The following is a 23,544-nucleotide window of genomic DNA, read 5'->3' on the forward strand; positions in this document are numbered from 1 at the left end:
CAACCGACGTGCCCAGGCCCCCCACCGGTGACGTTCCTGCTTTGCAGACCGGGTGACGTTTCTGGATGGTTGCAACATATAGAAGCTCGTAATTTCGGTATCTTATGAACCGTCCTTACCAAATACGCTGCACCCTTCCGCCCGGCACGGTATCCAGCGTCGTGTCCTTCGAGACAACCGGCATGGCGCGTTCGAGCGCGGTCGCGACGATGATCCGGTCGAACGGATCCCGGTGCGCCCAAGCGAACCGTCCAGCGAGTTCCATGACGGCTCCGGACGCCGGGATGACCTCGAACCCATCGGATCGGAGCCGCGCGTCGAGATCGATGGAAAGCAGTTTCTCGACCTTGGGCCATTTGCCGAGCATCGCCTTGTAGGTAATCTCGTAGACGCTCGCCGCACTCACGCAGCGTTCGGTCGCGTTCGAGAGTGCGTCACGCGCCGGACCTGACAGAAGGTCTGGCGCCAGCATCGCCCAGATCAGCACATGCGTATCGAGGAGCATCAGAGCCCCATGTCGTCGAGCGTCTCTGCATCGGTCGGGCCGACCATATGATCGAGCGATGACGCCTCGCCCCCGAGCGACCCCCATGCGCCGAACGGAAACGGCCCCCGGGGCCGCGCCGGCACGCAGGCGATCACGGGCCGACCGTTCCGACAGATCGTCACGGTCTCGCCACGCTCCACGGCCGCAACGAGCTTCGAGAACTGGGTCTTCGCCTCGTGGATGTTGAACTGCATCGACGCCTCCCGGTGGACTAAAGCTAGTCTAACGCTTCCAGTAAGACAATGATCGCATTGGCACGTGCTCCTGAAAAGTATGGGAACAACAAAAGATGTTATCTATTAGATACTTGTGTTTCGACCCTCATGTTATACTACATCGTTCATGCGCGGTTGTTGTAGCAGCGAAGAACTGGATCGAGAGCGATCATGCCGCCCTCAAGCGCCTTTTCGGAACGCGACAGTCTTTCCGCTCCTCGCGATCTGCCAAAGCAACCCTCGCCGCCATCGAGACGATCCGGACCATCAAGAACGGCCACTTCTCAAAGAAGGCACCCGGTGTCCGCAGTGAGATCGACTTTGTCTGAGATCTGTTTGGTCAATCAGCCACCAGGGGGCAGACCATACGGTCACGGGCTTCACCAGCAGCAGAAGCCGCCATCGACTAGGAGGTCGACGCCGGTGCAGTAGGACGCTGCGTCCGACAGCAGAAACACGGCGGGACCGACCATCTCGTCGACGCTCGCCATGCGCTGCATCGGGGTCTGGCTCTCGAACTCCTTGGTCTGATGGACCATCTCCGGGCGTGTGTTCATCGGAGTCGCCGTGTAGCCTGGCGAGATCGAATTCACGCGGATGCTGCGGTCGACCCACTCCATCGCCATCGACTTCGACATGTGGATGACACCGGCCTTCGAAGCGTTGTAATGAACCTGGTTCAGGCCGCGGTTGACGATCACGCCCGACATCGAGGCAATGTTGACGATCGAGCCACCCTTACCATGCGCCATCATGGCGCGCGCCTCGGCTTGGCAGGACAACCAGACGCCCTTCATATTGATGTCCATGAGGGTCTGGTACTGCGACTCCTCCATCTTTTCGCAAGGGTTGGCATTGGCGATTCCCGCGGCATTCACGGCCAGCGTCAAGGGACCTAGTTCGGATCCAGTCTGCGCTACGGCATCCGCCAGCGCCTCGGCGGAGGTCACGTCCGCGGCAATCTGCACCGACCTTCGGTTTGCCTTGCCGATGAAATCGGCGGTCTGGGCGAGCCCGTCGTCGCTGCGCCGATCCAGCAGCGCCACGTCTGCGCCGCACTGGGCGAGGCCCATGGCGATGCGCTGGCCGATCCCGCTGCCGGCCCCGGTGACAAGCGCCACGCGCCCGCTCAGGTCGAACAATGCAGGCGCGTTCAGAGTGATCTTGGCCATGCTCGGCCCTCCGTCTTCGAGTGTCGTTCTGCCCGAGTGTGCTCAGGACATGATGAGGCCGCCATCGACGTTGATGGTCTGGCCGGTGATGTAATCGGCGTCCGCGCTCGCTAAAAAGGCGATCAAGGCTGCGACGTCGCTACCCTCTCCGGCGCGCTTCATGGGGATGTTCTTTACCCAGCTCGCCATCAGCTCGCCCGGGCCGTACTCGCCCAGCATCTCGCCCCAGACGCGGTCATTGTAGTCCCACATGTCGGTCCTGATGATGCCGGGGCAAACGGCGTTTACGGTGATCCCGTCGATCGCCACCTCCTTGGCGAGGCTTTGGGTCAGACCGACAACGCCAAACTTCGAGGCCGCGTAGTGCGGCGTGTATATGAAGCCCTCGCGCGCTTGGCCGGAGGCGATATTGACGAGCCGCCCGCCACGCCCGGACGTGCGCATGCGCCGGATTGCCTCCTGACAACAGAGGAACGCGCCTTTGGTGTTAACCGCCATGGTCGCGTCCCAGTCGCGCTCGCTCAAGTCCTCGATCCGGGCAATGGTGATGATTCCGGCGTTCTGGACCGACACGTCGACGGGGCCGAACCGCTCGTCGACGCGGTCGTAGAGAGCGGCGACGGCCTCGCCGTCGGTCACGTCGCAGATTACGCCGATCGCGTCACCGCCGCCGTCGCGCAGCATCGCCGCGGCCTCCTCGACCTGTGGCTCGATGGAGGCGATCGCTACCTGCGCGCCCTCCGAGGCGAAGCGCTGCGCTATGGCGTAGCCGATGCCCTTATTACCTCCCGTCACGACGACGGTGCGGTCCGCGAAACGGTTCATGCTGTTCACTCCCGGGTGGTCAGGCGGTGGCAAGTTCTATGACAGAGACGTCGTTCGCCTCGGAATGGTCGAGGATGCCGGTCTGTCGTCCGGCGGCCATCACCATGATGCGGTTCGACACGCCGAGCACCTCCTCGAGGTCGGAGCTGACGACGATCACGGCGACGCCCTTCTCGGCCAAGCCGACGATGATCTCGTAGATCGAGGATCGCGCGCCGACATCGATGCCGCGGGTAGGCTCGTCGAGTACGACAACCTTCGGGTCGCGCGCCAGCCACTTGGCAATGACGACCTTCTGCTGGTTGCCGCCCGACAGTTCACTCGCGTTCTGATGGCCGCGGCCCTTTACGCCGAACCGCTGGATGTTGCGGTCGGCGAACTGCCTGATGCGCCCGCTCGTTACAATGCCGCCGCGACCGACCTTGCTTAGATTCGCGTAGCCGATGTTCTCGGCAATGGAATGCTGTGTCACGAGCCCCTGCTGCTTGCGATCCTCGGGGACCAGGACAATCCCGTTGCGGATCGCGTCGCGCGGGCTCCGCGGCGTGATGTCTTGGCCGTTCAGCAGGACCTGCCCGCCGGAAATCGGATCGGCGCCGGCGATAGCGCGAACGAGCTCGGTGCGCCCTGCACCCACGAGCCCCGCAATGCCAAAGATCTCACCCTTGCGAACCTTGAAGTTGACGTCCGCGAAGTGACCCAAACCGGAGCCAAGCCCCTTCACCTCCAGCACCGTCTCGTCGCTGGGCGTGGGCAGTGCGGGGAACATCCGCTCCAGGCTGCGGCCGACCATCGCTTCGACGATGGTGCGAACGGGGATATCGGCGCTTTCGAACTCCTGCACCTTCTCACCATCGCGCATGACTACGATGCGGTCGGTAATCTGGCGGATCTCCTCTAGCCGGTGAGAGATGTAGATGATGCCAACGCCCTGCTCGCGCAGGCGAGCGATCTGCTCGAAGAGCTTGCGGGTCTCCTCGCCGCCGAGAGCGGCGGTTGGCTCGTCGAGAATCAGCAGCTTCGCGTTGAGCGTTAGCGCCTTTGCGATCTCGATGAGCTGTTGGTTCGCGGTCGAAAGACCCTGAACCAACCGGTTCGGCGAGACGTCGAGCCCGAGACGGCGAAGCCCGCGGGCGGCCTCCTCCTGCATGGTGCGGCGGTCGATGCGGCCGCCTTTCCTGGGGTAGCGGCCGACAAAGATGTTCTCGGCGATCGTCAGGTGCGGCAGCAGCAATAGTTCCTGGTGGATCATGCCGACACCCGCATCTATCGCCTCGCGCGGGTTGGCCGGCGCATAAGGCTTTCCCTGCCAGGTCATCATTCCAGCGGAGGCGGAGACCGTTCCGGAGATGATGTTGGAAACTGTAGACTTTCCGGCGCCGTTCTCGCCAAGCAGGGCGACCACCTCGCCGGCATGGACGTCGAGGTCGACGCCATGCAGCACCTCGATCGGGCCGTATGATTTGCGGATCTCGCGGAGCGAGAGGATGGGCAATGCGTTGGCGGTCATGGGCGGTCCTCCCGGCAGATCCGTCGTCGGGTGGCCGAGGCCCGCGGTCGCGGGCCCCGACCGGAGCGTGCCTGAAGGATTAAGGATGCTCGTCGACAAATTCTTGAGCATTCTCCGGCGTCGTCAGATAGCCCGGCAAGAGCTGCTCCGACGGGAGCTCTTCGCCGGCCACCAGCTGGATCGCGCTGTCCACAGCAAGGCGACCGATGCCCCGCACTTGCTGCGTGGCAGTCGCATCGAAGCCGCCCTCGACGAGGATCGGCAGGGCCGTCGTGTCGCCGTCGAAGCCGCCGATGTAAACGCGCTGGTCGACACCCGAGACCTTCACCCCCTGCGCCGCACCAAGTGCCAGGCCATCTGCCTGTGCAAAGATGATGCTGACGTCAGGGTTCGCCTGGAGGAGGTTCTGCGTAATGTCGAGGCCTTCGGCTTGCGACCATTGCTGCGACCACTGCTGGGCGGCGAGCTCGACGCCCTCGTTCTCCTCAATGGCCCTCATGCAACCCTTGGTGCGCTCGACCTCCGGCGTGGTGCCGCGCTGCCCATGGATCATGATCATTTGACCCTCGCCTCCGGCGAGGCCGATGATGTGGCTGCAGACCTCGTAGGCCGAGGTGGCGTTGTCGGTGGCGATGAAGGTGTCGCCTGGCTCGCCTTCGGCGTTGCGGTCGACGTTGACGACGGGGATACCGGCCTGACGGGCGAGGCGCGTCGGCACGGTCGCGGCCGCGGCGCCGGCGGGGAGGTAGATCAGCGCGTCGATGTCCTGGGTCAGCAGATCTTGGACCTGGCTCACCTGCGTGGCGCTATCATTCTTGGCGTCGACGGTAATGACCTCGATGCCCAACTCCTCGGCGTACTGCTCCACGCCAATCTTGATTTGGTTGAAGTAATCGGCCTGCAAGTTGCTTACGGCGAGGCCGAGACGCTCGACTTCCTGCGCCTGGGCGCCGCCGAATGCAGTTGCCGCCAGCGCCGTTGCGGCCATGAGAGTTGCCTTGAGTTTCATGTAGTTCTCCTCCGGTGTGGTCCGATGCCTGCGGGACTGCGATGTCGATCGACGTCCGCGTCAGGCTCGGGTGGTTTTGGCGGCGGTCCTCCGTCCGCCAAATCTCTGGATCAGCGTTTCTTGAAGGCCTCGGCAGCGACAGCGAGGGCGATGACGACACCGATCACGACGGCCTGCGTGAACGGCGAGACGCCCAATAGGTTGAGGCCGTTGCGCAGGACGCCGATGATCAGGACGCCGACGATGGTCCCGGCGATGCCGCCCTGCCCTCCAGACAAGCTCGTGCCGCCGATGACGACTGCAGCGATCGTGTCGAGTTCGTAGGTAAAGCCGGCGGTGGGCTGGACCGAGTCGAGCCGCATGGCGAGGACGACGCCGCCCAAGCCAGCCAGAAGGCCGGACATCACGTAGACGCCGACCGTCAGGAAGTTGACGTTGATGCCGGCCAAGCGCGCGACTTCCGGATTGCCGCCAATGGCGTAGAGGCTGCGGCCGGCGGCTGTGTAGCGCAGGAAGAACCAACCCGCCAAGAACACGACCAGCATTACCGCGACGGTCGCCGTGATGAAGCCACCATGGCGGATGAAGGCCAGCATGCTGAACCAGGCAGGAAAGCCGACGATCTGCTGGCCGTCGGTGATCATGTTCGCGAGACCGCGCGCGATCGACATCATGGCCAGCGTGGCAATGAATGCAGGCACGCTGAAAATCGTGACCAAAAGTCCCGAGACGACGCCTGTCGCCGCGGCGACACCGAGCGCCAGCACGATGGCAAGCTCCAGTGGATAGCCTGCCACATTCGCGAGATAGCCCATCACCATCATCGCGAGCGCCAGAACGGATCCTACCGCAAGGTCGATGCCTCCGATCAGGATCACGAAGGTCATGCCAACCGCCATGATCCCGAGCACCGTGATCTGATCGAGTACGTTGAGCAAGTTTCGCGTCGTCAGAAACGAGTCTGTGGCGAAAGACAGGAAGACACAGAGGAGGATCAGACCAATGAGCGGACCAGTCGCGCCGCTAAGGGTAAAGAGATCGGGCAGCCTAGCTCGCTCACTAGTCCGCGTAGATGTCACAGCCATTCATTTCCCTCCCCACAGCATAAATATGCAATGCTGATAATAAATGCCTATGTGTATTAAGCGGAGCTGTCAACACCAGACCTTCAGACAGCTAACAGCCCCCAGGTAGGCTTCAGACTAACAACCAATCGCTTGACCACGGAGAGCGGGTATGATTAATTGATATAGAATAATTATGCAGGAACGAACATGGAAACCGAGGAACTCCGTAAAATTGCGAACCGCGTTCGGCGCCGCGATCTTCAAGCCGTCTTCGAAGCAGGGGCCGGTCACATCGGCGGCGAGATGTCAGTCACCGACCTGCTGACCGCCCTGTATTTTAAGACGATGTCGGTCGATCCGCAGGCGCCACAGGACCCCGCGCGGGACCGCTTGGTACTTAGTAAGGGGCATACAGCCTTGGCGCTCTACGTCATGCTCTCAGAGCGCGGCTTCTTCCCCAAGGGGGAGATCTCGACCTTCCTAAAGTACGGCTCAAGGCTCAACGGCCACCCGAACCGTGTCAAGGTTCCGGGCGTTGAGACCAATACCGGGCCGCTGGGTCATGGCCTTCCCATCGGGGTCGGCATGGCGAAGGCCGCGAAGCTCGACGGCGCGGCTTGGCGGACCTTTGTCATAACCGGCGACGGCGAGATGCAGGAGGGTTCCAACTGGGAGGCCATCATGGCGGCCGCGCAGTTCGGGCTCGACAACCTGACACTCATCATCGACCACAACCGCCTGCAGCAGGGCGCGCGGCTGGCCGACACCAACGACCTGGCTCCACTTGCCCCCAAGCTCGAAGCCTTTGGCTGGGCGGTCGAGGAGATCGACGGGCACGACATGGATCAGATCTGCCGGGCGCTGTCGGCTGAAACGGTCACCGCCGGGAAACCCAAATGCATCGTCGCCCATACCAACAAAGGTCAGGGCATCTCGTTCATGTCCGACGACGTCGCTTGGCATCACAAGGTACCGAACGAAGCGCAATACAGGCAGGCCATGGCTGAGCTCGAGGAGGCCGCAGGATGAACAAGCCATTTAGCGACGCGAAGCTGCACGACTGCCGCGACGCCTTCACCGCGATGCTGGAGTCGCTGGCCGTGGCCGACGACGCCATCGTCGCCGTCTGCAATGACTCCGTCGGCTCGTCGAAGCTCGGCGGGTTCCGGGAGAAGTTCCCCGAGCGGCTGATCAACGTCGGCATCGCCGAGCAGAACATGGTCGGCGTCGGCGCGGGCCTCGCGAACGGTGGCAAGATCCCCTTCGTCTGTGCTGCCGCTCCCTTTCTGACGGGTCGTGCGCTTGAGCAGATCAAGGCCGACGTTGCCTACTCGATGACCAACGTGAAGCTCGTCGGCATCAGTTCGGGAATGGCCTATGGTGAACTTGGCCCGACCCACCATTCGATCGAGGACTTCGCTTGGATCCGCGCCTTGCCCAACGTGCCTGTGATCGCACCGGCTGATCGGATCGAGACCGCCGCGGCTGTGAAGTGGGCCGCGTCCTACGAAGGCGGCTGCTTCCTCAGGCTGAGCCGCGTAGGCGTGCCGGACATCCTGCCCGAGGGTCACGTGTTCGAACTCGGAAAGGCCCAGGTCCTGCGCAATGGCAGCGACCTCACCATCGTGGCCAACGGTGTGCTTACCCACCGCGCGATGACGGCTGCAGTGATGCTGGAAGACCGAGGCATCTCGGCCCGCGTGGTCAACATGGCCTGCGTGCGCCCCATCGACGAGGCAGCGATCGAGAGCGCTGCTGAGGAGACCGGCGCAATTCTGACTTGTGAGGAGCACACGACATTCGGGGGTCTCGGCAGTGCCGTGGCGGAGATCGTGGTCGAGACCTGCCCCGTCCCGATGAAGCGACTCGGCGTTCCCGGCGTCTTCGCGCACACGGCCTCGGCCAACGTGCTGCTCGATGATTTCGGGATGTCGCCCGCGGCAATCGCCGACAGCGCGGCGGACCTCGTGAAGCGGAAACGCTGAACGATGGCGCGGCGGGCCGTTCTGGCGATTGACGAAGGCACGACCAACGCCAAGGCCGTCCTGGTCGCGGCGTCCGGCGAGATCGTCGCGAGCGGCTCGTCGCCTGTACCGATCGAGCACCCCCGCTCAGGCTGGGTCGAGCAAGACGCGACGGAAATCTGGGCGGCGACGCGGGCGGCCATCGCTTCCTGCCGCGCCGCCGCGCCCGACATCGAGGTCGTCGCGGTCGGCATCTCCAACCAGCGCGAGTCGGTCTTGATCTGGGACCGCCGCACAGGCACGCCCCTGGGCCCTGTCGTCTCCTGGCAATGCCGGCGCACCTCGGCGGCCTGCGCCACGCTGCGCGCTGCGGGGCACGAACCGGAGGTGATCGCGCTAACGGGCCTGCCTCTCGATCCGCTGTTCCCGCCGACAAAGATCCGGTGGCTCCTCGACAATTATGGCCAGTCCAGCGGCGATGTCTGCATCGGCACCATCGACACCTGGCTGATCTGGCAGCTTTCGGGCGGTGCGGTTCACGCCACCGACCGATCGAACGCAGCCCGTACGCAGCTCTTCAATCTTCCTGACGGAACGTGGGACGAGACATTGTGCAACCTGTTCGGCGTCGCTCGCCGCATGTTGCCTGAAGTGCGGGACTCCTCAAGCCTCTTCGGCGAGACCAAATCGGCCGAGGTGGTACCGGACGGCGTTCCGATCGCATCTGCCATCGGAGACTCTCACGCCGCCCTCTTCGGCCACGGCGCGTTCCACATCGGTGACGGCAAAGTCACTTTCGGGACCGGGTCTTCGGTGATGACGACCATCCGGGAGTTCGCCGCGCCACCCCGGGGCATCACGACGACCATCGCCTGGTCGTTCGACGGCCGGTCGACCTACGCACTCGAGGGCAACATCCTGATCAGCGCGTCGATCCTGCCATGGACCGCGAAACTGCTAGGGTTGGACGGGGTGGAGGCGCTGATGGGGCTGGCGCAGCAGGTGCCGGACGCGGGCGGTGTGGCACTCGTGCCCGCCCATGTCGGCCTCGGCGCGCCGCATTGGAACGCGGAAGCTCGCGGCCTGATCTGCGGCCTGTCCTTCGGCACCGAGCCGTCCCACGTCGCCCGAGCGGCCGCCGAGAGCATGGCCCATCAGGTGCGAGACGTGTTCGACATCATGGCGCAGGCGGGCGACGGGTTCGGCCGGCTCTTCGTCGACGGCGGGCCGAGCCGTAACAGCTTCCTGATGCAGATCGTGGCCGACATGCTCGACCACTCCGTCACGCCCTGCCGGAACAGCGAGGCGTCTGCCTTGGGCGCCGCGCATCTGGCTGGGCTCGCGGTCGGCTTTTGGCAGGACCTCGACGCCGTGGCGGCCCTGTCGGCCCATAATCCCGACATCGTGCCAGAGTTGCCAAGCGATCTGCGGGAGATGAGCGTCGAGCGGTGGCGCCGCGCCATTGCTGGAACGCTTGCCGCGGTGTAGTGCATAATTATTCCAACGAACGTGGGGATGACCCGGAATGTCTCGTGTCAACGAACTTCGGATGATTGCCCGCGTGGCCCAGATGTACCACGTCGAGGGTCAGCGGCAGGCGGAGATCGCGCGGCACCTGCGCATCTCCCAGGCAACAGTTTCGCGAATGCTCAAGCGCGCCTATGAGGAGGAGATCGTCCGTACCACTATCATTTCCCCCTTGGGCACTTACACGGAGCTCGAGGAAGGGCTCCGGTCGCGCTTCGGCCTTTCCGAGGCGATCGTGGTCGAATGCACCGAAGACCGGGACGCCGCCATCATGTCGCGGATCGGCGAGGCGGCCGCGCATTTCCTCGAGGCTACGCTGCAAGCGGGTGAGGTCATTGGCGTGTCGAGTTGGTCCGAGACGATCCTGCGGATGGTCGAGAACATCCACCCGATGAAGTCTGGCCGCGCCAAGCATGTGGTACAGACACTAGGCGGCATCGGCGACCCAAGCGTCCAGACCCACGCTAACCAGCTTACGACCCGGCTCGCCAAGCTGACGGGCGCCGAGCCGCATCTGCTGAGCGCCCCCGCCGTTGCGCAATCACGCGAAGCCAAGCTGATCTTGCTCGGCGATACCTATGTCCGCGAGACGATGGACCTGTTCTCCAAGATCAATCTCGCCATCGTCGGAATCGGGGCGGTCGAGCCATCGGGAATGCTGGCGCGCAGTGGAAACACGTTCTCCTCACGCGAGCTGGTTGACGTGGTCGAGGCGGGTGGCATCGGCGACATGAGCCTGAGGTTCTTCGACCAAGGCGGCGCGCCCGTCCGGACGCCGCTCGACGAGCGCGTGATTGGAATCACCTTAGAGGAGCTATCGAAGGTCGACCGCGTCATCGCGCTGGCTGGCGGATATGCGAAGACGGATGCCATTCGGGGCGCGCTGAGGACCGGCGTTATTGACCTGCTCATTACCGACAAGTTCACGGCTGAGCGACTTGTTTCCCCCGACGCTCAGAGAGAAGCGGCAGAGTAGACCCAAGCAAGTGTTGCCGCACTCCTCACACCGCTCGCTCCCCATATTTCTTCACCCTCGGAAATCTCTGATCCACGTGGTGCAATCCGTCGGCCGCATCATGCGTCGAGCTAAAAGGTTGTCGGTTATGTATTTTTATAACGGTAATCCGCGTTCGAGAACTTAAGACGATGGGCCTTCACTTGGCCTTTCCCTACAACTTGCCATGATGCCATTTGCCACTTCGCCAAGAGAGGCGACGTCACGTAGCAAGCTCCTCGACCTCGGCGGCCTGCTGGTCCGACAGCCCAAGCCGCTGACGGAGGTCGGACAGGTAAGCCCTGTTCGGGGCCGTCTCGCCGTCGACGGCGGCACGGGACGCCAGATAGAATTGTTCGGCCGTCTCTTCGTCATTCACCTCGGCGAGCAACTCGTCGAGGGGCTTCGGATTCGCGATCTCGCGTTCCATGACGCGACGATCTTCGTCGTCAGCGCCGGACTGCTCGACTTCCTGCATAATCCGCTGCCGTTCTTCGGTCGACATCGCACCATCCGAATAGGCGGCGGCGACCATTGCCCGGATGAGCAGAAGCGCGGTCTGGTCGCTGAAGCTTTCGGCCGCTCGCTTGTCTTCCCGCAGATCCTCTTCCGTGCCACCGCGTGTTGCGCCGGCTCCGCCGTGGTCCGCCTCCGTGTTACCGGTCAGGCGGTCTGCCACGTCCTGGATCATGCCGGAAATTCCGCCACTGGAGCTTGCTGACCGGCTTGCGGTCCCGGCGCTTCCACCGGTCCGGCTCTGCTGGTCCTGATAGGCGCGGTAAGCCATGTATCCGAGCGCGGCGAGACCCATCTTGCCACCCATCATCGGTCGCCGCCGATAGCCGAGGCCGCCCAGCATCGCCGAGGTTCCGAGCGATCCCTGTCGCCGTCCCCGCCCCGCCATGCGGCTGACAAGCATCGTTCCGAGTATACGCTTGAGGCTCATGCTGGCTCTCCTCTCCTGCACCGCGCACAACGCTCGCATGTACGAAGCGTTCCGCACACGGGGGATGAACAAAACCCGCATCGAGCGAGCACCTGCCAGAACCCCGCACCGAGGTTACCGGAGAGACCAGTGCCGCTCGAACGCGACTATCGGTTCAAGCCTCGGGACGGACAGGACGGAACACGCCGTCCTTGTCGAGGGCAACGAAAGTGAAGGATGCCTCGGTGACTTTCTCGGTCTCATCGCCGTCGCGGCAGCGGCGCCAGGCCTCGACGTGAATCTTCATCGACGTTCGGCCAACGGAGAGAAGCCTGGCGTAGAGCGAGACCTCGTCGCCCACCTTGACCGCCCGGTGGAACTTCATTGCGTCGACAGCGATCGTGGCAGCGCGGCCGCGGGCCGTCAGCGCGGCGAGGTTGCCTGCCGCGAGGTCCATCTGGCTCATCAGCCAGCCGCCGAAGATGTCGCCTGACGGATTGGTATCGGCAGGCATTGCGATCGTGCGGATTGCCGGGGCGCCGTGGGGATGCTCGGGATGTTTCTCCATAGGGTCACGTACCCGCAGGTCACGACAGGAGTTCCCGGGACAATGCCTCGGCTCTGCGAACTTCCGTAAACCGCCGTTATGATTATTCATCTCCGACGATAGGGCCCTTGAGCAGTGACCACGCCAGATGTATATGCATAACATATGCAACCTTGCGAGGTAAGTCGCCATGCCGCAGCAACACTCATCGTCGCGTGAGGCAAAGCTTTTTCGTAATAACAAGAGTCAGGCCGTTCGCATCCCGGCCGATTTCGAACTGCCTGGCACCTCCGTGATGATCCACCGGGACGGTGACCGGCTGGTGATCGAGCCTGCGCGACGGAAGAACCTACTCGAAGTGCTGGCCGGGCTGGATCCGCTCGAACCGCATGACGCGTTCCCTGACATCGACGACGATCTGCTGCCGATGAGAAACATCGACCTGTGAGCGGACTTTACATGCTGGACACGAACATCGTGTCCGAACTGGCTCGCAATCCCCAGGGGCGCGTCACGGAGCATATTGCCAAGGTAGGTCCAGATTCGATCTGCGTCAGCATCGTTGTCGCGGCGGAGCTGCGCTTCGGCTGTGCGAAGAAAGGGTCTGCAAGGCTGACGGCCCAGATCGAGGCGATACTGGAAAGTATGCCGGTACTCGCGCTCGACGCGCCTGCCGATGCGGAATACGGCCGCATCCGCAACGAGCTGGAATCCGCAGGAACGCCCATCGGACCCAATGACATGCTGATTGCCGCCCATGCCCTCGCTTCGGGAGCTGTCGTCGTGACGGCGAACATCGGAGAATTTGACCGGGTTCAGGGGCTCAGGGTCGAGAATTGGATCGATTGAACCGATAACGGCCGTTTCAGAACGTTTCCGTGCACCCCTCACCCGCCAATAGCTTGACCGTTCCACAACCCCCGTTCAAAACGCGATTAGTTCTGGAAGGTTTATGGGAGGGCGGCGGTGATCATAGGTTACGCGCGGGTGTCGACCGAGGGTCAGAGCCTCGAGGCACAGTTCGACGCGCTCGAAGCTGCAGGGGTCGAGCGGGTCTTCTCCGAGAAGGTCTCCGGATCGAAGCGGGCCCGTCCCGCGCTCGACAAGCTGATCGAGCAGCTCCGCGCGGGCGACGTCGTGACGGTCACGAAGTACGACCGACTCTCCCGGTCGCTGCAGGACCTCTTGGCCATCGTCGAGGCGATCCGTGCGAAGGGCGCAGGTTTTCGGTCCCTGGCCGAGGACATCGACACGACGACCTCCGCCGGTCGTCTCGTCTTCCATGTCTTCGCCTCCATTGCCCAGTTCGAGCGAGAGCGGATCTCGGAGCGGACGCGGGAGGGACTGGCCGCAGCGCGCAAGGCGGGCCGGGTTGGAGGCAGGCCCCCTGCCCTGTCCCGGCAGCAGCGTGACGAGGTCCGACGCCTGCGCGACGAGGAAGGCCGGCGGATCGCGGAGATCGCCCGGTTGTTCGGCGTCAGTCCGAACACGGTCAGGCGGGCATAGGAAGCGTCGTAGACTGCGTTCGGTTGATCGACACGGTTACAATGCAGCGAAGGATCAATCGATGAGACGGGGCGAGGCTGTTGGGCTCTTGTTCTCGCCAGTATGGAAATCGAGAAAGCACCTCATAACCCTCTCGCAAGTTCAGATCATCAGATCGCTAAAGCGGCGGACGTTCATTCGGACTCGGTTCTGGCGAACGGGACCGATGCGTGATTCACCTGAGTTGGGAGGTTGGCTCATGGGTGTATCGTTATCGATGGACGTCCGCTGGCGGTTCGCGCGGCTGATCGAAGGGGGGATGAGCGCGCGGGGAGCGGCGGCGCGGCTTCTGATCTCGCCGGCTGCGGGGACGCGGCTCGCGCGCCGGGTCCGGGCGGGCGAGGATCTTGCGCCCGGGCGCCGTGGGCGATGCCCGGGCGGCGGCAAGCTGGGTCCGCACCGGGCGTTCCTTTTGGAGGTCACCCGGGGCGACGCCGACATCACCATGCCGGAACTGGCGGGCGCGCTGGAGGATGCGACGGGCGTGCAGGTCGCGCCTGCCTCGCTGAGCCGCGCCCTGCGCCGCTGGGGCTGGCGGGTCAAAAAAAGTCGCTGATCGCCACGGAGACCCGCCGTCCCGCGATCCGCCAGGCCCGGCGGGACTGGGTGCGGCGCAGGTTGCCCTGGATGCGCCGGGAGCCTCATCGGCTCGTGTTCGTGGATGAGACCTCGGTGAAGACCAACATGACCCGCCTGCGCGGGCGAGCGCCCCGGGAAACGCCTGCGCGCCGACGCCCCATTCGGGCACTGGAAGACGCAGACTTTCGTTGCGGGCCTCACCTCCGACGCGCTGGTCGCGCCCTGGGTGATCGAGGGCGCCATGGACGGTCCCGCCTTCACGACCTGGGTCGAGACGCAGCTCGTCCCGGCCCTCGAACCGGGGACCGCCGTCATCCTGGACAACCTCTCCACTCACAAGGTGTCCGCCGCAGCGGACGCCCTGCGCCGGGCGGGATGCTGGTTCCTCTTCCTGCCCGCCTACTCGCCCGATCTGAACCCGATCGAGATGGCCTTCGCCAAGCTCAAGGCCCACCTGCGCCGCATCGGCGCGCGGACCTTCAACGACCTCATTACCGCCCTCGGAGACGTCTGCGACATGTTCAGCCCCGACGAATGCCGCAACTACCTCTGCCATGCAGGCTATGCGTCAGAATAATGGTCCGTCGCTCTAGCCGACGCGCTGGCATGGTTCGAGAAGGAACTGAGCTGGGGCGTGCCGCAGGCTGAGTTGCGGCACCTTACCGGACGGATCGGCGAGCTCTACGCCGCGATGATCACGCGGGGGCAGATGGCCCTGGCCATCAACCAGAAGGGCTACGATATCGTCAGCGCGGATGGCGAACGCATCTCGGTGAAGACGATCACGACCTCTACGCACGTGGCGTTCAACCCGGAAACCTTCGACCAGGTGGATCGCGTCATCGTCCTTCGCCTCGTTGTCGAAGAGAACGAGGTCTCGATCGAAGAACTGCTCGATCGCCCCGCTGCCGAGGTGCTGTCGGAGTTGAGAGAGTCTGGAGGTCGCCTCATCTACAGCCCCGGCACCCGGAGGCAGGGCCGCGATCTTTCCGAACTCAAGGTGACGTCTGCGGCGAAGTACAAAAACATCGAGATCCGTCAGTTCGAGAACGGCACGATCCTGGTCGAGCGTGACGGGGTGCCTGACAATCCTGCAAAACCGACGCTCCGTTCGGTCGCCAACGACATCGGCGTCGATGTCCTGAACGCGAACGGCAACCCGAAGAACACTCGCACTCTCGGGGCTGACATCCTGACCGTGTTGACCGCGCGTTTCGAGTAATGAGCAAGGCGAGCTGCAGGACCGCTGCTCAAAAATTCTTTACACTAGGCACCTTTCGTAAAGAATGGGACACAAACACTCCGGTACCGAAAAGAAGAAGCGATATTGAAGAGCGTTCGGCATGCTACTCCAAAGACATCCAAGCTTGCGGACAGGCCAAATTGCCGGACATCGATGATAAGAAGATCGCTGAAGCTCGTGCGAACGGGAAAAAGTTTCTAATTGTATGCGTCGATGCGCTCGATCGATTGCGCGGTGATCGTGACCTCGGCTACTATTACGCTTCATTCAATTTACCGTCGGAGGTAGCGGCCTTCATCAGGAACCATGCAACCGGCGATTGGGGTCCGATTGATATCCGCGACTATTGCACAACGGTGATCGAGCTGAAGGTAGCCGACCGAGCCATCGTGCATGACCCAGAAACCTGGCTCGCGGCGCTCGAGACGTAAATCGATGCAGCGCAGGCCGCACAAGACCAAGGGTCGCATACCTTCCGGCCTCTTGATCCGGGGAACGAGTCAAGCTCAAGATGCCGGTATGGCATAGCCGGAGCTCCTGAGATGCACCTGTCGGATCGGGTCCAGAGAACCAGAGGAAACCGAATGGATTCTTATCGATACCTTTTCATCATCGTTGCCTTGTCCGTCGGGCCGGCACCGACATTCGCGCAATCGGCGATCGAAGCCTTCCGCGCCCTTGATGAAGCCGCGCAGCAGGAGGGCGTCTCGGACGCCGAAATCGCAGAGTTCGAGCAGATCCTCAACGGGAGCGACGAGGAGCGGGCTCGGCGCGCCATGGACTTCATGCTGGCATCGGACGATCCGCGGCTTGTCCGTCGGGCCAAGGAGTTCGGATTGTTTTCGGCCAATGCGTTGTTCCGGGACGCCGCGCTCAGGGCAATTTTCGACGAGGGGGGGCCGTTCCAGATCGAAATCGACCTGACGGCAAAGGATGACGAAGAAACCGGAATGGTCGACTACATAAATGCCCTAAGGGGAGGTTTCAGCCAGGACGGCGAGACGGGCTATTTCACCTTCGCGCTGGACGCATACGACGAGGCAGATAACTGCTGGCCTTTCAATGGCTACAATAACTGCGCGTTCATGCTCGCCAATTCGGCGGTCTCCCTTGCGGGTTGGTCGAACGGAAAAGGACAGCTGACCCTTAATTCGGAAGGAGCGCTCGAGGGAACGCTACAATACACCTCAGGTATAAGAGAACCCGCCCCCGCACGGATCGTCCTGATTGAATGAGCCTTACGGGGAGAAGACGCGTAGCGCGTCGATCCGCAGGGGCAAAGCAGGGTTCCAGACGTCGGTGATCCGGATGTCGAGCCATTTCGTTTGCTGCTGACCGACATTGATTTCCCCTTGTCCGGTTGCCTGGACCCGGCCGGAGGTCAGCCGTCGGGGCGAAGTGTCGTCGACCGAGGCAGGGGCGAAAAGTAGGACGGAGCGCGGCGGCGTCGTCGCATCGTCCAGCGTCGTCTCGATCTCGACGCGGCCGAGGACCGGCGTTGGCTCGTCGCTCAGGAGCCGCAATCTCAGGGATACGGCCTCCGACAGCGGCCCGGTGAGGAACGGCGCGCCTCCGTCCTGTGCGAGCTCCGTGGGGGTGTTCTCGGCGGAAGCGGGGGTCGCGGACCAGCCGACGACCTCGAAGGGGATGCGATTGTTTTCGGCGACCACGGGGGCCGACGCATTTCTCAATCCCGGGCCCGCTCGGAGATAGCGCTCAAGCCGGCCCTTCATGGCATCGAAGCGCAGGATGCGCGCCTCCGCGCCCCAATCACCCCCCGGCAGGTCGATGGCGATGCCGACCGGCGTCTCGTCCACGCTGAGAAGCGAACCCGACCAGCCTTTCGCGATCCGTCCGCGCTCCGCCGGATCCACCGGGGTGATCCCGACATGTTCGTAAACGACGGGGGACATCACCACACGCATGCGTTCCGTCACGCCGTTAGGACGCACCTTGGTCAGCGTCGCCAGCCCGGCGTCCGGCAGCAAAGGGCCGAGATTGGAGGGCATGGCGTCCCAGGCGGGGTTGCAATCGACCGCGAGCGTCCCTTCGACCGTAGCCAAAGCGAAATCCGCCAAGGGAAACCGGATTTCAGTCATCGTGCCACGGCCTTCGCGAGGCGGCGTACCCGCCGTCATCAGGAAGCGGCTTCGCGCGCTCACGTGGTCCGGCAGAAGGGCATAGCACTGCCCCGAATGGTGGAACGTGAAGGCCTGACCTTCCTCACTGCCGCGCACATAGGCGGGCTCGGCCCGAACCGCAACGGAGAGGAGGTTCGCCAGAACGAACAGGAAGATCTGCAAGAACGCGAAGATGATACTATGCATGGCTGGCCCGGTCCGAGTTTCGCGACTATCAGTCTATCGACGCGATACCTTTTCCGCGAGGTGCCATATGGCGTTCCGCTACTTGGCCCTGAGCTTGCTCATGGCGCTGCCCTCTACATTGGTTGCCGATCCCGACGGGTATATCAATCCGGTCGACTGGACGCCCGCTTCCGAAGCCTTGGACAGCAGCGTGCAGATATCGGGCACTTTCGTCGCGGGCGCGGTATTCGACGAAGCGCAAATTCTCGACGAAAGACCGTCCTTGCGGGCGTATGTGCCGTCATCGCTGGCGGGAGAGGAAATCTGCATGCGGGCGGGATCGCTCGATGGGTCCTACGAGGCGCAGTATAGATACAAGCTTCCCGAGCCTTCAGACTGGCGGCAGGGGGGCGTGATCGATTTCGGCTACGAGACCAAACACGGAAACCTGCTCTCTGAACTGACGACGCCGGATTTCGCGGTCGCCCTCTCGGTCGGCGCGTGCGCAAGCGATCCCGATACATACCTCGTCGGCTACTGGAACGTCGCCGACGCAGATAGCCGCTTGCCGGTCCGCCTGTTGATTAACTCGCTTGGCGCACGAGAGGCCTACATCTACGTTGGCAGCGATCCGTCCGTTCCCGCAATCGACTGCACCTCGCTTCGAAGGGACCAGTCAGCGACGGACATACGAAGCTTCGACTTCTCCTGTGTCATATCGCCGGATGTACTCGATGGTGCCCGTAGCATGATCGAAATCAATACCGCTACGGCAGGCGTTACCGATCCCCCCAGGTTCATCGAACTGATCCTTCCAGAGGGGCGCTGAATGACGCGGAGGTATGGCTCGACGCTCTTCTGGAGCGGGGCCGCGCGCATCATTGCTTCGGTGGTTGTCGTCATTCTCGTCGTGTCGCTGGTCACGTATTATCTGTTGCCGCGGGAAAGATCGACGTTCATCGAGGCTCGAACTTCGATTGCGCGCCTGACAATCGCAGAGGACTCCGACTGGCGCTTGCCTGCGACGGCGTGGTGCGGACGCGTTCGGGCTTCGCGCAACGAGGATGGGCAAGTGCCCACCGGCCAGATTTGCGGCGTGGCGCCCGAGATCGCTCCGCCCGGCGCAGTCGATATTCGGTGGCCTGGAGGTGCGGTCATCGAATTAATCCGGCGCGGAACCGGGCCGCTAGAAATTCGGGTCGAGGATCTCCCCGGCGGCGGTCCGATCGAAGCCATTGGACTGCAGGGATCGGTTCGCGTCTCTCCCGGCGTCCGCGCTGTCATGCCTGCGGACATATTGCAAAACTTGGCCGCCGTGCCGTTCGCGGGAACGGTGGAGATCGGCGATCGAATAGAAAGCGGCGCCAACGAGATCCTGTACGAAGGCCGCTACCAGTTCCGCGAGCGACTGATGGCCCGGAAGAGTTCGGACGTGGTCGCGGCGGACGACCTCATGCCGGGCGACAGCGTCGTGATCTTCGACCAGAATGCCGAAAATCCGATGGAAGTCACGGGCTTCGTCTCCCCGCCGGAACCCGGTGAAAAGGGGTTTCTGGTGATCGCGAGCGCCGCCCAAAAAGGAATTTGGCCCGCACTCCGCGTCGGGCGTCACGGCTTTGCCACAAGCGACATCGTCCCGGGTTGGACCGACCGGGCTTTGGCCGACCAGTTCACCCTTGCCTTGGTGGCCATCTTGGGTTTCGGCGCCGCCATCATGACAATCATCGTGGGAATCCACGACCTCCTCGCTGGACGCAGCTCGACTGCGCAGCCCCGCTCGGAATCGGCCGTAGCCGAAGCGTCTCCTAAAGAACGCGCCGATCCTCCCGAGGATCTTAAGCCAGAAGGCTAGAGCATGGCCTCACCGCCGTATACAGAAGACAGAAGATCGGCGACAGCCCGCACCCGTTTCGCTCGCAGTAAACGGAATATCCGGAAAATGTTCAGCAATGGGTGCGAGCGGCGCTTTCCCACGGCCCTTACTTCATTGTTTCATAGGGACGGCACTACGGCAGGCGTGCGCCAACATGAACGCTATTGGTAATAGTGTTAAGCTGCTTTCAGCAGAAGGGGGCTGCGGCGCTTGGCATTGTCTTCGAACTAAACTGAAGATTTTGCGCCAGCACCGTCCAAAACCGTCCAGTTGCGAAAGAAAAATATGGACTAGCGGGGCACGAGATCGGTGAGGTATTCGGAGGGAGGCTCTGTTCCGGTAATCAGAAGATGCTCGCGAGCGCGTGTACATGCTACATAGAGCAAGTGTCGTTCGGTTTCGAACACCTCTTCGAGTTCCGTCTCGTCCTGAACCTCATCTACGCGGCTCGCGAGCGGCAACCATTCGTCGTCGCAGGCTATCACTGCCACCGCTCGAAATTCCAAGCCCTTGGCCGAATGCATTGTGCTTGCAAGTATCTTCGGGTGATCCCGAAGAAGCGCTTTCGCCCGATCGAGCAGAGCCTCGGACCTGACAAACACGCCGATCTCTTCGTGTCGAACGCCTTTCGAGACTAGGGCGCCGATCCATGCGCCGACTTGCATTTCCTCTTCTTGTATCGTTCCGACGACACGGATGTCCGGAACCGGACCGTTGAAGACCGACACGGTTCCGGCGCGGGTCTCTTCTTCGCCATCGACATCGCGTATGGATGGCGGCAGCAACCGATCTGCTACGCCACGGATCTGGTGAGATGTCCGATAGTTCACGTTGAGCGTGACCGAACGACCGCGGATATCAACGCCCAGCCCTGCCCAAGAGAAGGGTTCTTGGAAGATGCGCTGCCCGAGGTCGCCCGCGAAGAACAGCGCATCGGGGTGGTCCTTCGTCAGGGTTGCGAGCCATCTCAACTCCGGGACGCCGAGGTCTTGTGCTTCATCTACCACAATGTGCGAATAGGGGCGTCGATCGATGGCAGTGACGTCCGCGAATACTTTGGGCCAAGTCGTAAGGCCCAGTCTTTCTAGCTGGTTGCGGATTGCCACGAAGATCGGCCAGAGACGTGTGCGCTGCTTCGCGCCGAGTCGTGAGCGTCGGCCTAAACGCGGGACCCGGGTGTAGTCCTCAAGCGCGTCCAGTTGCCATGCATCCACTACCTTCGCCCACTCCGCTCGAACGAAGCGATACGAAAACTCGCTACTCTCGCACGCGTCTCGAACGGCCGCGTCGACATCCTTCTCGGATGCGATGCGGGGTGTGCGTCCGGTCTCTAGGGCGTAAAGTTCGGAAGCCGCATCGCGAAGCGAAGCGACCGTCGCGCGGTCCATCGCGGCGGGGTCGTCCAGAAGCAAACGTAGCTTGGTCTCGAGCATCTGGGCAAGGGGACGCGAGAAGGTCGTCAGGAGGACCTTCGTGGACGGATCAGCGCGCAGCGCAGCGGCGGCCCGGTGGAGCGCCACCACCGTTTTGCCCGTGCCCGCGGAGCCTGCGACGCGGGCAGGCCCGTCGAACCGACGCTCGACCACGCGCCGCTGGGATGGGTGAAGGTAGAGGATCCAGCGCTCCCACGGGGCATCGAGCGCGCGGGCGAACTCTTCTGCGTCGGCTTTGGAGCCCGACGGGATGACGCGGAACCGTCGCTGCGCATCGGGCTGCAGGAACGGATCGAGGTCTGGCACCGGGGGCGTTGACGGTGCGAGAGGCGTTCCATCGACTGCATAGGCGAGCAGCGCCTCCGCAGCTTCTTGTGGAATGTGATCAGCAAGCGCGAGGAGTTTATCCTCATCGGCAGCGAGCAGGTCCTCAACCCAGTCGCTCGGAACACCGATACCGGCGAGGTCATTAGGCTCTAGTCCTTTTAGGCAGGCCGGGCCCGGTGGCGGGGGCGTCGGAAGCTCGAACAGGTTACCTGCTCCGATCGGATCGACCGGACGATTTTCGACCAGCTCGCGAACCTCAACGATCTGCGCTGCGCGGGTCCTTGGATGGACATCTACTCGCCGGCGCTCGGCCCAGTCATAGGCGTCGTCGTGATGACCGATGAAAGCGATCATCAGGCTTCCGCCCGTTTTGTGGACGATGATGCGCAAGTCACGGCTTACCCGGACGGACCAGAAGTCCGGGTCGCGTGACTTGCTGATTCGGTGGAACTGGAGCCCTGGATGATCCGGGTTCGCCTGCAGCTCAAAAGCAGTCAACTTGCCGCGCTTCTGTTCGTCGCCTGTCAGCCCAGCGAGGGACTTGAGGAACGTGTCGGCGATGACGGTCCTCATCGACGCCATTCGGTCAACGTCTCCCCCGTGCCGACATGCGTCCAGAGATTTGGGCCGCTGGCGTTCCCGTCCTTCACCACCCCGGCCGCGGCACTTGCGCTCTCAAAGCGGTGATCTCTCGAGAAACGGTAGAGGTCTGGATCGGCGTCAGGAATGAGGACGCCCTGAGCCACGAGATTGTCGCGCAGCGGGCGATCTCGTTTCACGGAAGGCGAGCCCCCGCGCATTGCGGTGGAACCGGCGCGCACGACGAACCCCTTACCGTCAGGCGTTCCGAAGGCTTGTGCCCGTTCGGGACGGAAGACGAACTCATCCATCGTTGTTCACCGTGAAGACCTTCATCACTTCGTCGCCCAGATGGTTGATGACCTTCACTGCGAAGCGTCCCGTCTCGGGAGGCGCAAAGGGGCGGGAGGTGAGGCGGTTGAGCGTCTCCCAGGCGTCGCGGTCGATCTCATCGCGCAGGGTCGTCTTGAGCGACTTGTAGGGGTCGTTGGCACCGGTGAAGTAGGCGTGGCGGACGTGGAAAGCCTCCTCGTCGTAATCCGTGTCGATGAACCAGGCGGCGATCTCGTCCTTGCCGCTGGCACGCACCTCGGTAGTCTTGGGGTCGAAAACATCGACTCCGTGAACGGTGACCGCGATGCGGCCCTCAGCGTCGCGAGTCCAGCTCACGTCCGGCTCGCCGAAGACGACGAAGAGATTGCCAGCTCCGGTCGCCTTGAGGTCGGCACTCATGTGCAGGTCCGGGTTCATACGGGCCTTGAGGATCGGCAGCGGGCCCAGCTTGGTCAACTCGGAGCTGTGGGCGTCGAAGGCAAAGCCGCAGGCGATCAGCAAATCAAAGCCCGTATCCACCGCTTCGCGCGCGGCTGCAGTCAGATCGGTGCGGGTCAGCGTGCCGAATTCGGGGCCGATGAGGATGCCCGCGCGGCGCGCTTCGGGCGTGCCGTCGGCGCGGGGCACCGTGTAGGTGCCTTGTGCGCCCAGCCATTCGCCCGGCCAAGGGTCGAGTGCGTCGAAGGTGATGCGGTCCTCTTTGGCGGACTGCTGGACGCCGGCGGCGCGCAGCTGCTCAAGGATCATGGCGGCGAAGTCTTCCACAGGTGCGCCGGGGCCAGTGGGATCGGCGAGCATGTCGTCCTCGTCGGCAGGGACCATGCGGTGGGGCGAGAGGCTCTCGACGGTAAAGGGGCCTGCGACGCGAACGCGGGACGCATCGGGGATGGGGCGGTCGTAGAGCAGTTCCACGTCGGCCTTCTGCGCGATGGAGGCGTCGATGGCAGTCTGGCGAGCGATGCGCTCCTCCCACCATTCGGAATGCAGGCGTTCGGCCTCGGCATCGTTCCAGGGGTCGAGTGGA

General features: G+C 63.1%; 26 protein-coding genes and 1 pseudogene. 14 read left to right on the forward strand and 13 right to left on the reverse strand.

The genetic code is table 11. The features are described 5' to 3' along the window. Nucleotides 1–115: 115 nt before the first annotated feature. Together Q1A87_RS16870 and Q1A87_RS16875 are read right to left on the reverse strand one after the other, a co-directional pair. The gene (locus Q1A87_RS16870; protein WP_299653817.1) at nt 116–505 is read right to left on the reverse strand and encodes a type II toxin-antitoxin system VapC family toxin; all 390 of its coding nucleotides are present in this window, start codon (nt 503–505) and stop codon (nt 116–118) included. Then, nucleotides 505–741, reverse strand: coding sequence for a type II toxin-antitoxin system prevent-host-death family antitoxin (locus Q1A87_RS16875; protein WP_299653820.1), 237 nt, complete (start codon nt 739–741; stop codon nt 505–507). Before Q1A87_RS16875 ends, Q1A87_RS16870 begins: the two co-directional genes overlap by 1 nt. Before the next feature lie 95 nt (nt 742–836). On the opposite strand from Q1A87_RS16875, the gene Q1A87_RS16880 reads away from it, so the two are divergent. Beyond that, a complete protein-coding gene (locus tag Q1A87_RS16880) occupies nt 837–1,091 on the forward strand; it encodes a DDE-type integrase/transposase/recombinase (RefSeq protein WP_299653823.1) in 255 nt (84 codons plus the stop codon). A 51-nt stretch (nt 1,092–1,142) separates the two neighbouring features. Here the strand turns inward: Q1A87_RS16880 and Q1A87_RS16885 are convergent, their stop codons facing one another. The 5 genes from Q1A87_RS16885 to Q1A87_RS16905 form a co-directional block, all read right to left on the reverse strand. Beyond that, nucleotides 1,143–1,934, reverse strand: a complete 792-nt coding sequence (locus Q1A87_RS16885; RefSeq protein WP_299653826.1) for an SDR family oxidoreductase — start codon at nt 1,932–1,934, stop codon at nt 1,143–1,145. A 42-nt stretch (nt 1,935–1,976) separates the two neighbouring features. Next, nucleotides 1,977–2,759, reverse strand: coding sequence for an SDR family oxidoreductase (locus tag Q1A87_RS16890; protein ID WP_299653828.1), 783 nt, complete (start codon nt 2,757–2,759; stop codon nt 1,977–1,979). A 19-nt stretch (nt 2,760–2,778) separates the two neighbouring features. Next, a complete protein-coding gene (locus tag Q1A87_RS16895; protein ID WP_299653831.1) occupies nt 2,779–4,269 on the reverse strand; it encodes a sugar ABC transporter ATP-binding protein in 1,491 nt (496 codons plus the stop codon). 79 nt (nt 4,270–4,348) lie between these two features. After that, nucleotides 4,349–5,278: a substrate-binding domain-containing protein gene (locus Q1A87_RS16900; RefSeq protein ID WP_299653834.1), complete on the reverse strand. Its 930-nt coding sequence runs from the start codon at nt 5,276–5,278 to the stop codon at nt 4,349–4,351. Between the two features lie 110 nt (nt 5,279–5,388). Beyond that, nucleotides 5,389–6,363 carry an ABC transporter permease gene (locus Q1A87_RS16905; protein ID WP_299653837.1) on the reverse strand — a complete coding sequence of 325 codons (975 nt, stop codon included), beginning with the start codon at nt 6,361–6,363 and terminating at the stop codon, nt 5,389–5,391. A gap of 189 nt (nt 6,364–6,552) precedes the next feature. Here Q1A87_RS16905 and Q1A87_RS16910 point away from each other — a divergent pair, with 189 nt between their 5' ends. From Q1A87_RS16910 to Q1A87_RS16925, 4 genes are all read left to right on the forward strand, one after another. Beyond that, a complete protein-coding gene (locus Q1A87_RS16910; RefSeq protein ID WP_299653840.1) occupies nt 6,553–7,374 on the forward strand; it encodes a transketolase in 822 nt (273 codons plus the stop codon). Then, the gene (locus tag Q1A87_RS16915; RefSeq protein WP_299653843.1) at nt 7,371–8,330 is read left to right on the forward strand and encodes a transketolase family protein; all 960 of its coding nucleotides are present in this window, start codon (nt 7,371–7,373) and stop codon (nt 8,328–8,330) included. The genes Q1A87_RS16910 and Q1A87_RS16915 overlap by 4 nt, the downstream gene beginning before the upstream one ends. Before the next feature lie 3 nt (nt 8,331–8,333). Beyond that, entirely contained in the window at nt 8,334–9,797 is a 1,464-nt protein-coding gene (locus tag Q1A87_RS16920) for an FGGY-family carbohydrate kinase (RefSeq protein ID WP_299653846.1), read from the forward strand. Between the two features lie 61 nt (nt 9,798–9,858). Then, a complete protein-coding gene (locus tag Q1A87_RS16925; RefSeq protein WP_299653849.1) occupies nt 9,859–10,812 on the forward strand; it encodes a sugar-binding transcriptional regulator in 954 nt (317 codons plus the stop codon). Nucleotides 10,813–11,053: 241 nt separating this feature from the next. Here Q1A87_RS16925 and Q1A87_RS16930 read toward each other — a convergent pair whose 3' ends face one another. Together Q1A87_RS16930 and Q1A87_RS16935 are read right to left on the reverse strand one after the other, a co-directional pair. Next, a complete protein-coding gene (locus Q1A87_RS16930; protein ID WP_299653852.1) occupies nt 11,054–11,776 on the reverse strand; it encodes a DUF533 domain-containing protein in 723 nt (240 codons plus the stop codon). 154 nt (nt 11,777–11,930) lie between these two features. Further along, the gene (locus tag Q1A87_RS16935; RefSeq protein WP_299653855.1) at nt 11,931–12,323 is read right to left on the reverse strand and encodes an acyl-CoA thioesterase; all 393 of its coding nucleotides are present in this window, start codon (nt 12,321–12,323) and stop codon (nt 11,931–11,933) included. 169 nt (nt 12,324–12,492) lie between these two features. On the opposite strand from Q1A87_RS16935, the gene Q1A87_RS16940 reads away from it, so the two are divergent. The 7 genes and pseudogenes from Q1A87_RS16940 to Q1A87_RS16970 all read left to right on the forward strand — a co-directional run bounded on the left by Q1A87_RS16940 (nt 12,493) and on the right by Q1A87_RS16970 (nt 16,904). Continuing rightward, nucleotides 12,493–12,750 (forward strand): AbrB/MazE/SpoVT family DNA-binding domain-containing protein, encoded by a 258-nt coding sequence (locus tag Q1A87_RS16940; RefSeq protein ID WP_299653858.1) that lies wholly within the window; start codon nt 12,493–12,495, stop codon nt 12,748–12,750. A gap of 11 nt (nt 12,751–12,761) precedes the next feature. Next, the gene (locus tag Q1A87_RS16945; protein WP_299653861.1) at nt 12,762–13,151 is read left to right on the forward strand and encodes a type II toxin-antitoxin system VapC family toxin; all 390 of its coding nucleotides are present in this window, start codon (nt 12,762–12,764) and stop codon (nt 13,149–13,151) included. 117 nt (nt 13,152–13,268) lie between these two features. Continuing rightward, nucleotides 13,269–13,808: a recombinase family protein gene (locus tag Q1A87_RS16950; protein ID WP_299653864.1), complete on the forward strand. Its 540-nt coding sequence runs from the start codon at nt 13,269–13,271 to the stop codon at nt 13,806–13,808. A gap of 238 nt (nt 13,809–14,046) precedes the next feature. After that, nucleotides 14,047–15,003 (forward strand): annotated as a pseudogene (locus tag Q1A87_RS16955) (IS630 family transposase). 57 nt (nt 15,004–15,060) lie between these two features. Further along, nucleotides 15,061–15,648 (forward strand): hypothetical protein, encoded by a 588-nt coding sequence (locus Q1A87_RS16960; protein ID WP_299653867.1) that lies wholly within the window; start codon nt 15,061–15,063, stop codon nt 15,646–15,648. Beyond that, nucleotides 15,648–16,100, forward strand: coding sequence for a hypothetical protein (locus Q1A87_RS16965; RefSeq protein ID WP_299653870.1), 453 nt, complete (start codon nt 15,648–15,650; stop codon nt 16,098–16,100). The genes Q1A87_RS16960 and Q1A87_RS16965 overlap by 1 nt, the downstream gene beginning before the upstream one ends. Nucleotides 16,101–16,253: 153 nt before the next feature. Beyond that, nucleotides 16,254–16,904, forward strand: coding sequence for a hypothetical protein (locus Q1A87_RS16970; RefSeq protein WP_299653873.1), 651 nt, complete (start codon nt 16,254–16,256; stop codon nt 16,902–16,904). Between the two features lie 3 nt (nt 16,905–16,907). Here the strand turns inward: Q1A87_RS16970 and Q1A87_RS16975 are convergent, their stop codons facing one another. Continuing rightward, nucleotides 16,908–17,996 (reverse strand): hypothetical protein, encoded by a 1,089-nt coding sequence (locus Q1A87_RS16975; protein ID WP_299653876.1) that lies wholly within the window; start codon nt 17,994–17,996, stop codon nt 16,908–16,910. 67 nt (nt 17,997–18,063) lie between these two features. Between Q1A87_RS16975 and Q1A87_RS16980 the strand changes: the two genes are divergently transcribed. Further along, nucleotides 18,064–18,804: a hypothetical protein gene (locus Q1A87_RS16980; protein ID WP_299653879.1), complete on the forward strand. Its 741-nt coding sequence runs from the start codon at nt 18,064–18,066 to the stop codon at nt 18,802–18,804. Then, complete coding sequence (locus Q1A87_RS16985; protein WP_299653882.1) at nt 18,805–19,827, forward strand: hypothetical protein; 1,023 nt, start codon at nt 18,805–18,807, stop codon at nt 19,825–19,827. Between the two features lie 311 nt (nt 19,828–20,138). Here Q1A87_RS16985 and Q1A87_RS16990 read toward each other — a convergent pair whose 3' ends face one another. Genes Q1A87_RS16990 through Q1A87_RS17000 form a run of 3 tightly spaced genes read right to left on the reverse strand, consistent with a single transcriptional unit; the run spans nt 20,139 to nt 23,432 of the window. Next, entirely contained in the window at nt 20,139–22,181 is a 2,043-nt protein-coding gene (locus Q1A87_RS16990) for a 3'-5' exonuclease (protein WP_299653885.1), read from the reverse strand. Next, nucleotides 22,178–22,498, reverse strand: a complete 321-nt coding sequence (locus Q1A87_RS16995; protein ID WP_299653888.1) for a DUF4357 domain-containing protein — start codon at nt 22,496–22,498, stop codon at nt 22,178–22,180. Before Q1A87_RS16995 ends, Q1A87_RS16990 begins: the two co-directional genes overlap by 4 nt. Continuing rightward, nucleotides 22,491–23,432, reverse strand: a complete 942-nt coding sequence (locus tag Q1A87_RS17000; RefSeq protein ID WP_299653891.1) for a hypothetical protein — start codon at nt 23,430–23,432, stop codon at nt 22,491–22,493. Before Q1A87_RS17000 ends, Q1A87_RS16995 begins: the two co-directional genes overlap by 8 nt. Nucleotides 23,433–23,544 lie beyond the last annotated feature (112 nt).

The sequence above is a fragment of the uncultured Jannaschia sp. genome (genome assembly GCF_947494055.1).
Taxonomy (GTDB): domain Bacteria; phylum Pseudomonadota; class Alphaproteobacteria; order Rhodobacterales; family Rhodobacteraceae; genus Jannaschia.

Excerpts from the sequence above, each read along its gene's own strand:
- Q1A87_RS16870 (WP_299653817.1), bottom strand. The coding sequence starts at position 505 with ATGCTCCTCGATACGCATGTGCTGATCTGGGCGATGCTGGCGCCAGAC.
- Q1A87_RS16875 (WP_299653820.1), bottom strand. The coding sequence starts at position 741 with ATGCAGTTCAACATCCACGAGGCGAAGACCCAGTTCTCGAAGCTCGTT.
- Q1A87_RS16880 (WP_299653823.1), top strand. The coding sequence starts at position 837 with ATGTTATCTATTAGATACTTGTGTTTCGACCCTCATGTTATACTACAT.
- Q1A87_RS16885 (WP_299653826.1), bottom strand. The coding sequence starts at position 1,934 with ATGGCCAAGATCACTCTGAACGCGCCTGCATTGTTCGACCTGAGCGGG.
- Q1A87_RS16890 (WP_299653828.1), bottom strand. The coding sequence starts at position 2,759 with ATGAACCGTTTCGCGGACCGCACCGTCGTCGTGACGGGAGGTAATAAG.
- Q1A87_RS16895 (WP_299653831.1), bottom strand. The coding sequence starts at position 4,269 with ATGACCGCCAACGCATTGCCCATCCTCTCGCTCCGCGAGATCCGCAAA.
- Q1A87_RS16900 (WP_299653834.1), bottom strand. The coding sequence starts at position 5,278 with ATGAAACTCAAGGCAACTCTCATGGCCGCAACGGCGCTGGCGGCAACT.
- Q1A87_RS16905 (WP_299653837.1), bottom strand. The coding sequence starts at position 6,363 with ATGGCTGTGACATCTACGCGGACTAGTGAGCGAGCTAGGCTGCCCGAT.
- Q1A87_RS16910 (WP_299653840.1), top strand. The coding sequence starts at position 6,553 with ATGGAAACCGAGGAACTCCGTAAAATTGCGAACCGCGTTCGGCGCCGC.
- Q1A87_RS16915 (WP_299653843.1), top strand. The coding sequence starts at position 7,371 with ATGAACAAGCCATTTAGCGACGCGAAGCTGCACGACTGCCGCGACGCC.
- Q1A87_RS16920 (WP_299653846.1), top strand. The coding sequence starts at position 8,334 with ATGGCGCGGCGGGCCGTTCTGGCGATTGACGAAGGCACGACCAACGCC.
- Q1A87_RS16925 (WP_299653849.1), top strand. The coding sequence starts at position 9,859 with ATGATTGCCCGCGTGGCCCAGATGTACCACGTCGAGGGTCAGCGGCAG.
- Q1A87_RS16930 (WP_299653852.1), bottom strand. The coding sequence starts at position 11,776 with ATGAGCCTCAAGCGTATACTCGGAACGATGCTTGTCAGCCGCATGGCG.
- Q1A87_RS16935 (WP_299653855.1), bottom strand. The coding sequence starts at position 12,323 with ATGGAGAAACATCCCGAGCATCCCCACGGCGCCCCGGCAATCCGCACG.
- Q1A87_RS16940 (WP_299653858.1), top strand. The coding sequence starts at position 12,493 with ATGCCGCAGCAACACTCATCGTCGCGTGAGGCAAAGCTTTTTCGTAAT.
- Q1A87_RS16945 (WP_299653861.1), top strand. The coding sequence starts at position 12,762 with ATGCTGGACACGAACATCGTGTCCGAACTGGCTCGCAATCCCCAGGGG.
- Q1A87_RS16965 (WP_299653870.1), top strand. The coding sequence starts at position 15,648 with ATGAGCAAGGCGAGCTGCAGGACCGCTGCTCAAAAATTCTTTACACTA.
- Q1A87_RS16970 (WP_299653873.1), top strand. The coding sequence starts at position 16,254 with ATGGATTCTTATCGATACCTTTTCATCATCGTTGCCTTGTCCGTCGGG.
- Q1A87_RS16975 (WP_299653876.1), bottom strand. The coding sequence starts at position 17,996 with ATGCATAGTATCATCTTCGCGTTCTTGCAGATCTTCCTGTTCGTTCTG.
- Q1A87_RS16980 (WP_299653879.1), top strand. The coding sequence starts at position 18,064 with ATGGCGTTCCGCTACTTGGCCCTGAGCTTGCTCATGGCGCTGCCCTCT.
- Q1A87_RS16985 (WP_299653882.1), top strand. The coding sequence starts at position 18,805 with ATGACGCGGAGGTATGGCTCGACGCTCTTCTGGAGCGGGGCCGCGCGC.
- Q1A87_RS16990 (WP_299653885.1), bottom strand. The coding sequence starts at position 22,181 with ATGAGGACCGTCATCGCCGACACGTTCCTCAAGTCCCTCGCTGGGCTG.
- Q1A87_RS16995 (WP_299653888.1), bottom strand. The coding sequence starts at position 22,498 with ATGGATGAGTTCGTCTTCCGTCCCGAACGGGCACAAGCCTTCGGAACG.